This is a genomic window from Streptomyces sp. NPDC028991, from assembly GCF_055564775.1.
Window position 1 is genome coordinate 37,175 of the sequence record NZ_JBVHVP010000024.1, and the last position, 10,334, is coordinate 47,508.

General features: G+C 72.0%; 12 protein-coding genes. 4 read left to right on the forward strand and 8 right to left on the reverse strand.

Features of this window, described 5'->3' with window-relative positions; translation table 11 throughout:
- Positions 1 to 3: 3 nt before the first annotated feature.
- The 5 genes from ACZ4V1_RS30620 to ACZ4V1_RS30640 form a co-directional block, all read right to left on the reverse strand.
- A complete protein-coding gene (locus ACZ4V1_RS30620) occupies positions 4 to 972 on the reverse strand; it encodes an aldo/keto reductase (protein ID WP_468342545.1) in 969 nt (322 codons plus the stop codon).
- 77 nt (positions 973 to 1,049) lie between these two features.
- Complete coding sequence (locus ACZ4V1_RS30625; RefSeq protein WP_468342548.1) at positions 1,050 to 1,655, reverse strand: flavoprotein; 606 nt, start codon at positions 1,653 to 1,655, stop codon at positions 1,050 to 1,052.
- A gap of 9 nt (positions 1,656 to 1,664) precedes the next feature.
- Complete coding sequence (locus ACZ4V1_RS30630) at positions 1,665 to 2,099, reverse strand: nuclear transport factor 2 family protein (protein ID WP_468342551.1); 435 nt, start codon at positions 2,097 to 2,099, stop codon at positions 1,665 to 1,667.
- Between the two features lie 327 nt (positions 2,100 to 2,426).
- On the reverse strand, positions 2,427 to 2,627 hold the full coding sequence (locus tag ACZ4V1_RS30635) for a ferredoxin (protein WP_468342554.1): 201 nt from the start codon (positions 2,625 to 2,627) through the stop codon (positions 2,427 to 2,429).
- A 12-nt stretch (positions 2,628 to 2,639) separates the two neighbouring features.
- A complete protein-coding gene (locus ACZ4V1_RS30640; RefSeq protein WP_468342557.1) occupies positions 2,640 to 3,860 on the reverse strand; it encodes a cytochrome P450 in 1,221 nt (406 codons plus the stop codon).
- Positions 3,861 to 4,630: 770 nt separating this feature from the next.
- Here ACZ4V1_RS30640 and ACZ4V1_RS30645 point away from each other — a divergent pair.
- Positions 4,631 to 5,080: a nitroreductase family deazaflavin-dependent oxidoreductase gene (locus ACZ4V1_RS30645; RefSeq protein WP_468342560.1), complete on the forward strand. Its 450-nt coding sequence runs from the start codon at positions 4,631 to 4,633 to the stop codon at positions 5,078 to 5,080.
- A 98-nt stretch (positions 5,081 to 5,178) separates the two neighbouring features.
- On the opposite strand, the gene ACZ4V1_RS30650 is transcribed toward ACZ4V1_RS30645, so the two are convergent.
- Positions 5,179 to 6,099, reverse strand: a complete 921-nt coding sequence (locus tag ACZ4V1_RS30650; RefSeq protein ID WP_468342672.1) for a cation diffusion facilitator family transporter — start codon at positions 6,097 to 6,099, stop codon at positions 5,179 to 5,181.
- Positions 6,100 to 6,379: 280 nt separating this feature from the next.
- On the opposite strand from ACZ4V1_RS30650, the gene ACZ4V1_RS30655 reads away from it, so the two are divergent.
- A complete protein-coding gene (locus ACZ4V1_RS30655) occupies positions 6,380 to 7,405 on the forward strand; it encodes a glutathione S-transferase family protein (protein WP_468342563.1) in 1,026 nt (341 codons plus the stop codon).
- Positions 7,406 to 7,450: 45 nt separating this feature from the next.
- Positions 7,451 to 7,753 carry a DUF4235 domain-containing protein gene (locus ACZ4V1_RS30660; RefSeq protein ID WP_468342566.1) on the forward strand — a complete coding sequence of 101 codons (303 nt, stop codon included), beginning with the start codon at positions 7,451 to 7,453 and terminating at the stop codon, positions 7,751 to 7,753.
- A gap of 54 nt (positions 7,754 to 7,807) precedes the next feature.
- Here ACZ4V1_RS30660 and ACZ4V1_RS30665 read toward each other — a convergent pair whose 3' ends face one another.
- Entirely contained in the window at positions 7,808 to 8,200 is a 393-nt protein-coding gene (locus tag ACZ4V1_RS30665; protein ID WP_468342569.1) for a VOC family protein, read from the reverse strand.
- Positions 8,201 to 8,278: 78 nt separating this feature from the next.
- Positions 8,279 to 8,743 (reverse strand): pyridoxamine 5'-phosphate oxidase family protein, encoded by a 465-nt coding sequence (locus ACZ4V1_RS30670; RefSeq protein WP_468342572.1) that lies wholly within the window; start codon positions 8,741 to 8,743, stop codon positions 8,279 to 8,281.
- Positions 8,744 to 9,204: 461 nt separating this feature from the next.
- On the opposite strand from ACZ4V1_RS30670, the gene ACZ4V1_RS30675 reads away from it, so the two are divergent.
- The gene (locus ACZ4V1_RS30675; protein WP_468342575.1) at positions 9,205 to 10,236 is read left to right on the forward strand and encodes a 7-epi-alpha-eudesmol synthase; all 1,032 of its coding nucleotides are present in this window, start codon (positions 9,205 to 9,207) and stop codon (positions 10,234 to 10,236) included.
- Positions 10,237 to 10,334: the final 98 nt, after the last annotated feature.

Consider the following 10,334-nt stretch of genomic DNA (forward strand, 5'->3'; position numbering starts at 1 on the left):
GGATCAGTGCCCGGCGATCGGATGGGGTGCGTAGGGCCGCTCCAGCTCCTCGATCTCCTTCTCGCCGAGCGTCAGTTCGACCGCCGCCACGGCGTCCTCCAGGTGTCCCGGCTTCGACGCGCCGATGATCGGCGCGGTCACCGTGTCCTGGTGCAGCAGCCAGGCGAGGGCCACCTGGGCGCGCGGCACGCCACGGCCGGCGGCGATGCGCGTGACGGCTTCGACCACGGCACGGTCACCGTCCTGGTAGAGCGTGCTGCCGAAGTCGTCGGTGGCGCTGCGCTCGGTGGCGGTGTCCCAGTCCCGGGTGAGCCGGCCGCGGGCGAGCGGACTCCAGGGCAGCACGCCGACGCCCTGGTCCGCGCAGAGGGGCAGCATCTCGCGCTCCTCCTCGCGGTAGACGAGGTTGTAGTGGTTCTGCATGGACACGAACTTCGTCCAGCCGTGGCGCTCCGCCGTGTACTGGGCCTTGGAGAACTGCCAGGCGTACATCGAACTGGCCCCGATGTAGCGGACCTTGCCCGCCTTCACCAGGTCGTGCAGCGCCTCCATCGTCTCCTCGACCGGCGTGTGCGGGTCGAAGCGGTGGATCTGGTAGAGGTCGACGTAGTCGGTGCCCAGGCGCCGCAGGCTGTGCTCGATCTCCGTCATGATCGCCTTGCGGGACAGTCCGGCGCCGTTCGGTCCGGGCCGCATCCGGCCGTTCACCTTGGTCGCGAGCACGATGTCGTCCCGGCGGGCGAAGTCGCGCAGCGCCCTGCCGACGATCTCCTCGCTGGTGCCGTCGGAGTAGACGTTGGCCGTGTCGAAGAAGGTGACACCGGCCTCCAGCGCCTGCCGGATCAGCGGACGCGAGGCCGCCTCGTCGAGGGTCCACTCGTGTGCGCCCCGGCCGGGGTCACCGTAGGTCATGCAGCCCAGGCAGATCCGCGACACGTCCAGGCCCGTCGAACCGAGCTTCACGTACTGCATCGTTGCTGCTCCTGTCTTCGGGATCATCGGTACCAGGAGCGAGCGTATGTGTTCGTGCGGGCTCGAAGACGGGCGGGTCAGCGCCGTTCGAGCAGGTCCAGCGCCCGCTCCCAGGCGAACTCCGGGCGACCGGCGTCCTCTCCGGTCTCCCCGGCGTACGGGTCGCCGAAGCGCACGCCCATCCCGCGCAGCCGGGTGAGGCTCTCCCGATACGCGGGATGGGACGCCAGCGCGTCGGCCACACACGGCAGGACGGCGACGGGGACACCGAGGCCGCAGGCCTCGCACAGGGTGGCCAGGGCGAGGGTGTCGGCCAGGCCGGCGGCCCACTTGTTGACCGTGTTGAAGGTGGCGGGCGCGACCACGACGGCGTCCGGTGCCGGGAAGGGCCGCGGCTCTCCGGGGCGTCGCCAGGCCGAGCGGATGGGGCGGCCGGTCTGCGCCTCGACGGCGGCGGTGTCGAAGAAGCCTCCCATCGCGACCGGAGTCGCGAAGACACCGACCTCCCAGTCGCGTTCCCGCGCGGCGGTGATCAGCTTGCTGACGTCGGCGGCCACACCCGCAGCGCAGACGACGACGTAGAGAAAGGGCTTCTCCGGTCCCTCCGCCCTCCCCGGGTTCTCCGGGTTCTCCGGGTTCTCCGGGTTCTCGGACTGCTCGGCGTTCCGGGCCTGTTCGCTCACTCCGGCACCCTACTGAACCGGCCGTGGACCGTGGATGCGGCGGTCCGTCTCCTCGATGGTCACGTCGTTGATGCTCGCCTCCCGCCGGGTCATCAGGCCGTGCTCGTCGAACTCCCAGAGTTCGTTGCCATAGGAGCGCCACCACTGGCCGTCGGCGTCACGGGACTCGTACTGGAAGCGGACGGCGATGCGGTTGCCGTCGAAGGCCCAGAGGTCCTTGCGCAGCGCGTACTCCTGCTCACGCGCCCACTTGGCGGTCAGGAACTCGACGATGGCGGCACGGCCGGTGAGGAAGGTGTCGCGATTGCGCCAGACCGAGTCCTCGGAGTAGGCGAGCGCGACCTTGTGCGGGTCGCGGGTGTTCCACGCGTCCTCGGCGGCCCGCACCTTCCGGGCGGCGGTTTCGCGGGTGAACGGCGGCAGGGGCGGGCGGGCGTCCGGCATGGCTGAACCTCCGTGCTGAGAAGTGGAGAACGGTCGCTCTCCGCACTGGACGCCACCATAGGAGAACGCTCGTTCTCGCGTCAAGGGGTGCGGGGTTGGCCGGCGCGTACGGCGAACCCGGGCCGCCCGCCTCGCCGGTGGGCGGGCACCTGCCTCCTGACCGGCCGGAGGTGCCATGGTGCCGGCGGGCGGCACGGGCGGAACGGGCGGCACGGGCGGCACGGGCGGCACGGAAGCGAACCGGCCCGGCCCGGGCGGCGCGTGACGCGGAGCGGGTACTGCCGGGTGCCGCCGGGGCGGATTCCCCGGCGGCGGACGCCGCCGGTCTCAGCCCACCGTCTGCGAGACGGTGATGGCGCCGACGGGACACGCCCGGGCCGCCTCTCGCACCAGGGCACTGCCACCACCGTCCTCCCGGCCGGGCCGGACGGTGCTGTAGCCGTCGTCGTCCTGCGTGAACACGTCCGGTGCGGTCAGGGCGCACTGGCCCGCGCCGATGCAGGTGTCCTTGTCGATACCGATGCGCATGCCGGGAGCCTCCTACCAGGCCACGGGGAGTTCCAGCATCCCCTGGATCGTGTCGCCGGGTTTGAAGGGGATCTCCTGAGCCGGTGCGGCCAGGCGCAACGAGGGCAGCCTCTCGAAGAGGGTGTGCAGGGCGATCTCCAGTTCGGCGCGGGCGAGGTTCTGGCCGAGGCACTGGTGGATGCCGAAGCCGAAGGCGACGTGGTGGCGGGCCGGACGGTGCCAGTCGAGGGCGTCCGGGTCGGGGTAGACGGTCTCGTCGCGGTTGATGACGGAGGTCGAGAAAACGACCCCGTCGCCGGCCCGGATGGTCCGCCCGTCCACCTCGATGTCCTCGGTGGCCACCCGCAGCAGCCCGTCCGCGATCGACAGGACGCGCATCAGCTCCTCGACCGCGCCGGGCAGCAGCGAGGGGTCCTCGCGCAGTTCGGCCAGCCGCCGGGGACTGCCCAGGAGGGTGTAGGTGCCCAGCGAGATCATGTTGGCGGTGGTCTCGTGGCCCGCGACGAGCAGGATGACCGCCAGCGCGATCAGTTGCCCGCGGTCGACCGCGCCCTCGCCCAGCTGCTGCCGGACCAGGTCGTCCAGCAGGCCCTCGCCGGGTGTCTCCTGCTTGCGGTCGATCAAATCGCCCAGATACGCCTCCAGTCGGTCACGGGCGTCCTGGGTGTCGGCGGGGCGGGGACCGCGCAGCAGCCGGCGGGACTGCTCCTCGAAGAAGTCGTGGTCGGCGTAGGGGACGCCCAGCAGCGCGCAGATCACCATCGACGGCACGGGCAGCGCGAAGGCCGTCACCAGATCGGCGGGCGGGCCCTGCGCGGTCATCGCGTCGAGGCGTTCGTCGACGATCCGCTGGATGCGGGGGCGCAGGGCGGCGGCGCGTTTGAGTGTGAACTCGGGGAGCACCATCCTGCGCTGGGTACGGTGCTCGGGGTCGTCGACCCCGAGCAGGGCGGTCCTGCGGTCGCGTACGGCGGCGAAGCGCGCCGAGGTCGCGGGGAAGCCGTCGCGGGTGCGGTCGGTGGACAGCCGCTGGTCGGCCAGCAGTCTGCGGGCGGCGGCGTGACCGGTCACCAGCCAGGCCGGACGGCCGTCGAAGAGGGTGATGCGGGCCAGTGGCCGGGCGGCGCGCAGCGGGTCGTAGGCGGCGGGAGGGTGGTAGGGACAGGTCCGGTCCTGCGGGAAGGCGACGGGTTCCGTCGGGTCTGTGCCTGGCGTTGTGTCCGTGTCCGTCATGGAAGACCTCGCAGACGAGAGTGCGTCGTGCCGATCTTCATTAGATGCCCTGGGCATCTATGTGGCGACGTCAAGTTCGGCCAGATCGGTGGTGGCAGCAGACTGGCCGGGGATCGCCGCCGCGACGGGCCGCCGGCCGCCCGCGTGCTGAACGCCCGGACACGGCGCGGCTGTCCTCGTACACGTGGTGCCGGACGACGAGACCGTCCCGCGCGGTCGGGTGCGGAGCGGACATGGCGCGATGGGGCCGTCCGGTGGCCGCGGCGGTCTGCCGGATCTCGCCGAGCTCCACGGTGACCTCGCCGTCCACCGGGACCCGCTCGATCCGGGTGTCCGCGCGGCCGGGAACGTGGTGCGCGGTCGGTCCCGGCAGTGGGCGGCACCGGTCCCGGAGCGCCGGCGCCGGGTCCGGGGAGTGGCGGCCCGGCCGTGCTCGTCGTCGGGCCGGCCCAGCCGCCGGTCGCCGGAGTCGGCGTACCGCTCGGCGCCCCGGTCCGGACCGCCCTTCCCGATCACGCGCGGCGCCTCCCGCACCACGGCGCGGGTGCTCGTGCCGATGGCAGCGGTCATGGCCCGGTATCGGTTCGGGCTGGTCGTCGGGCGGACGGTCACGCCCGGGCCGCAGGGCGTCCGACGGCGCGATGACGAGCGGGGCGATGGCGCGGTCGTCGCAGGGAGGCGGTTCGGATGGGGTAGGGATGGATCCTGCACCGGCCGGTGTTGAACCGCGGTGCGAGCCAGCCGTACGACGCGACGATGGGACGGATGCCATGCCTCTTGAGGGCGAGTACGAACCCAGCCCGACGCAGTGGGTGCGTGAACAGGTCGAGCTCTACGAGAGCTCGGGCGGCACGAAGGGCACGACCCTGATGGACACGGGGATGCCCGTGATCGTGCTGACCACACGGGGCGCGCAGAGCGGCAAGCTGCGCAAGACGCCGCTGATGCGCGTCGAGCACGAGGGCCGATACGCCGTGGTCGCCTCCCTGGGCGGGGCGCCCAAGCACCCGGTCTGGTACCACAACGTCAAGGCCGATCCCCATGTGGAACTCCAGGACGGCCCGGAGAAGCGGGACATGACGGCCCGTGAGGTCACCGGCGCGGAGAAGGCCGAGTGGTGGGAGCGCGCCGTCGCGGCGTATCCGCCGTACGCCGACTACCAGAGGAAGACGGACCGGGAGATCCCGGTCTTCGTCCTGGAAGCGGCCGACGGGCGCTGATCCGGGCCACCGGATTCGGCCGGACGGCCGGTCCGCCGGGCGGGCGAAAGTTTCCCGGATCCGCGTGCATGGACCGGCGCCCGCCGGGAACACGTCGTTCAGGCCCCGCCGCGTTCCCCCGTCGCGGCGGGGCTTTCGTCTGCCTCCCGCGCGGGCCGGTCGGTGACGTCGAGAAAGATCTGCCGCGCCTCGGGAACGGTGTGCGCGATCGACCTCTTGATGCGTACGGAGACCTCCTCCACCCGCTCGCTGTCCAGGCCCGGCACCAGGTCGATACGGGCGGCCACCAGAGTGGAGTCGAGGCCCGTCTTCATCGTGAACAGGGCCTCGACGCTGTCGATCTCCGGCTGCGCCCGCAGCAGCGACCGGATCCGGCCGCTGGCCTCCGTATCGGCGGCCTCGCCGATCAGCTGGTCGCGGGCCTCGCGGCCCAGCCGGTAGGCCACGACCCCGAGCAGCGCGCCGATCGCGAACGAGGCGCAGGCCTCCCACACCACCTGCCCGGTCACCATGTGCAGGATCATGCCGGCCATGGCGAGCGTCACGCCGAGGACCGCGGTGCCGTCCTCGGCGACGACCGTGCGCAGGGCCGGGTCGCGCAGCCCGGTGGCGACACCGCCCTGGCCCCGCACCTGGTACAGGGCGCGCAGCAGGGAGCCGCCCTCGGCGAGCAGGGCGATCCCGAGCACGATCAGTCCGGCCACATAGCCGTCGAGCTCCTCCTGAGCGCCCGTGCGCAGGGCCTCGACGCCCTGGAAGAAGGAGAAGCAGCCCCCCATGACGAAGATGCCGACGGCCGCCAGGAGCGACCAGAAGAATCGTTCCTTGCCGTATCCGAAGGGGTGCCGCCGGTCGGCGGGGCGGCGGCTGCGGCGCAGCGCGGCGAGGAGGAAGACCTCGTTCATGCTGTCGGCCACCGAGTGCGCCGCCTCCGACAGCAGCGCCGGCGACCCCGCGAGGAAGCCGCCCACCGCCTTGGCGACGGCGATGACCAGGTTGGCCGCCAGGGCCACCAGCACGGTGACGCGGGTCCTGCGGTCGGCCTTCCCGTCGGCCTCGCGATCGTCGTCTCGGTCGGTACCTCGGTCGGTGCCTCGGTCGGTCTCTCGGTCGGTGCCTCGGTCGGTCTCTCGGTCGGTCTTCCGGTCCGGCTTCTCTTCCTGGGTTGTCCCACTCACGAGGGGCCGAATGCCCCCGGCCGGCGCGGCTCACACCCCCTTGCGGGTGGCCCGCCAGTGCCGACGGCCGAAAACGGGGAACGCGTCCACCAGGGCACACGAACGACTGGGAGGCAGGCCCATGAGCGGTGACGGCGGGACGCCCGGCAACAGCGGCTACGGCAGGAAGGCGTTCAAGCGGTCCAGGAGCCACTTCGCGGACCGGATCACCGCGGACGGCCGGGACGGCTGGCCCGTGGCGCCCGGCCGGTACCGGCTGGTGGTCAGCCGCGCCTGTCCGTGGGCCAGCCGCGCACTGGTCTCACGGCGACTGCTCGGTCTGGAGGACGCCCTGTCCCTGGCGGTCGCCGATCCCATCCAGGACGACCGCAGCTGGCGTTTCACGCTGGACCCGGACGGCCGCGACCCGGTCCTCGGTATCCGCCATCTCAGTGAGGCGTACGACCGGCGCGAGACCGGCTACCCGGGCGGGGTGAGCGTGCCCGCGGTCGTGGACGTACCCAGCGGGAAGCTGGTCACCAACGACTACCAGCAGATCACCCTGGACCTCGCGACCGAGTGGACGTCCCTGCACCGGCCGGGCGCGCCCGACCTGTATCCGGTCGCCCTGCGCGACGAGATCGACGAGGTGATGGCAGGCGTCTACGAGGACGTCAACAACGGTGTGTACCGGGCGGGCTTCGCGACCGGCCAGGAGGAGTACGAGGCCGCGTGCGCGGGTGTGTTCCGGCGTCTGGAGCAGCTGACGCCCCGGCTGGAGCGGCAGCGGTACCTGGTCGGCGACACGATCACCGAGGCGGACATCCGGCTGTTCACGACGCTGGTCCGCTTCGACGCCGTCTACCACGGCCACTTCAAGTGCAACCGCTGGAAGCTGACGGAGAACCCGGTGCTGTGGGGGTACGTCCGCGACCTGTTCCAGACGCCCGGCTTCGGCGACACCGTGGACTTCGACCACATCAAACGCCACTACTACCAGGTGCACACCGGCATCAACCCGACCGCCATCGTGCCCATGGGCCCGGACCTGTCCGGATGGCTCACGCCCCATCACCGGCAGGAACTGGGCGGCCGGCCGTTCGGCGACGGCACTCCGCCGGGGCCGGTCCCCGACCACGAGACGGTTCCCGTGCGGGGCAGGCCCTGACCCGGCCCCGCCGCCCGTCCACTCACCGAACACAAGGAGATTCACGTGGCCAAGAAGAAGAAGCAGAAGCTCCCCCTCGCCTACAAGCCCGTCGGCTTCGCGCTGGGCTGGGTGGGCGGCACGCTGGCGGGACTGGCGTTCCAGAAGACGTGGAAGGTGATCCGGCACGAGGACGACGCGCCCGACGCGCTGGACCCGGACCGCGGCTGGGGGGAGATCCTGCTCGCCGCCGCGATCCAGGGCGCCATCTTCGCGGCCGTGCGCAGCGCCGTGGACCGCACGGGCGCCAAGGCCATCGAGCGCTCGACCGGTGTGTGGCCGGCCGGCGAGAAGGGCGGCCGCGACTGACCGGACCGGGGGCCACGCCCCTCCCCCGCCCCGGACGGCACCCAGCGACAGGCGCTAACCCTGCTTGGGTGCCGTCTGCGCGGTGCGGCGCAGGGTGAAGGAGTGGCCCGCCGGGTCGGAGAAGCCGCGCTCCTCGTGCACCCCGAGTGCGTCCTTCGCCTCCACCGGGCGCCCACCGAGTTCGACGACACCGCGTTCGGCCGTGTCCAGATCGTCCACCCAGAAGTCCAGGTGGGCCTGGAGGGAGTTCTCGGGGCGGGGCCAGCTCGGCGGGGTGGCGTTGACGTCCCGTCGGAACGCCATACGGAAGCCGTCTGCCGACTTGATCTCGATCCGGTTGGCGGTCGCCTCGTTCTCCTCCGCCCCCAGCAGTTCCTTGTAGAACTCGGCGAGCTTCTCGGGCTCGGCGCAGTCGAGCACCACGACGCCCGCGTTGACCAGTGCCATGTCTCCTCCGAAGGATTCCGGGCGCGGGGCGATCGTGCCCCGCGCCCTGTACCTTGCGGATATCCCGGCCCGGACGATTCACTCGGCCGGCAGCCACCGGCCGTCGCGCATCAGCTCGCGCCCTTTGAGCTCGTTGGCCTCGCGCCACGCCTGGATCCGCTGCGGACGGACGCGGAAGAACAGGTAGGGCGTGGCGAGGGAGCGCGGGTCGAAGCCGGTCTTGACGGCGAACGACTCGGCGTCCTGCTCGGGCAGTTCGACGGGTTTCACCGTCTCCACGGTGCCCTCGACCATCACCACGTCGCGGGTCGGTCCGATGCCGACGCGCGCCCGGCCGCTCGCTGCCAGGTTCCGGCCGGTGGGGCTGGTCTCGGGGGTGGAGAACAGCAGGTAGGAGCCGTTCCAGAGGAAGGACAGCGGTACCAGGTACGGCACGCCGGTCGTTCCGTCGGCCGTGGCCACCCAGGCGTCCTCGTCGTGCTCCAGGCGGTGCAGGGTGTCGTGTTTGCGCTGTCCGGCGCTGCGGGCTGGTGACGGGGTCATCGGCGGACGGCCTCCTGATGGTGATACGTCGTCATGGTCGTTCGGTGGTCCCGATGGTGCCAGAGTGATCGCCCGACGCGGCGGGCCGCGCCTGGGTCCGTGCCGCCGAAGCGTCGGGCCACGGCTCCCACGCCGCCGGACAGGAGCCGCGCGGGATGCCGGCGACTAGGTGGCGGGCGGTCGCCGAGCTGCTCGGATGCGTGCCGACGGGCGGCGGCCCGGCGTGGACGGCACCGACGTCCGCAGTGGGCGAGGAAGTGTACGCGGCACATGAGGCACGAGCAGTTACCAAGATCACGAACCGGTCGCCGTGTAGATCATTTACGGTCGGGGCAGCCTCGTATCGCTTCTCGGTTCAACTTTCGGATCGGGAAGCTCAGTTCGATGGTGCGGGTGGCCCGGTGGCCGCCCGCCGAGCAGGGCCGGGGGGACTCTGCGTGCCGTCTCCCGAAAGGATGCACATGCCTCAGGACGTCCGGTTCGACCTCCCCTTCGACACTCCCGTCAGCCCGCACCTCACCCAGGCCCGGGACCGTCATCTGCGCTGGGTGCGCGAGCAGGGGCTGGTGCGCAGCCGGGCCGGATTCGAGGAGTACGAGTCGTGGGACCTCGCTCAGGCCGCGGCCCGCACGTATCCCCACGCGTCGGCGGACGACATGGTCGTCCTGATGAACTGGTTCTCGCTCGCCTTCCTCTTCGACGACCAGTTCGACGCCGGCCGGCCGGACCGCGCGGAGCGCATAGCGGAGGTGGCGCGGGAGCTCATCGCCACACCGCTGCGTCCGGCGGGCACCCCGCCTCGGGTGGCATGCCCCATCACCCTGGCCTGGTCGGAAGTCTGGGGCCATCTCTCGGATGGCATGTCCCTGACGTGGAAGTCGCGGTTCGCCGCCTCCTGGGGCCGCTTCCTGGTGGCACACTGCGAGGAGGTCGACCTGGCGGCCCACGGCCGGGCCGGGACGCTCGGACTCGACGACTACACCGTCTTCCGCCGCCGTACGGTCGGCATCCACCACAGCATCGACGCGGGCGAACGCAGCCGCGGCTTCGAGGTGCCGGCCGCGGCGATGGCGCACCCGCTGATGGAGCGGATGCGGGACCTGGCCGCGGACACCATCGGGTTCATGAACGACATCCACTCCTTCGAACGCGAGCGGCGCCGCGGGGACGGCCACAACCTCATCGCCGTCCTGCACCGGGAACGCGGCTGCTCCTGGCAGGAGGCCGCCGGCGAGGCGTACCGCATGACGACCGCCTGCCTCGACGAGTACGTCGCCCTCGAGGACCGCGTGCCGCTGATGTGCGACGAGTTGGCTCTGGACGCGGACGAGCGGGCCCGGGTGACGATGGGCGTGGAGGCCATCCAGCACTGGATCAACGGCAACTACGAGTGGGCGCTGACCACCGGCCGGTACGCGGCGGCCAAGGACGGTCCGGTGGCCACGGCGGAACTGGCCGGACGGGGATCGGTGGACGACCTGCTGGCCGTGTGAGACGAGCGTGGGGGGGGGGGGGAGGGGGGGGGGGGGGGGGGGGGGGGGGGGAGGGGCGGGGGGGGGGGGGGGGGGCGCGGAGGGCGAGCGCGGTGACG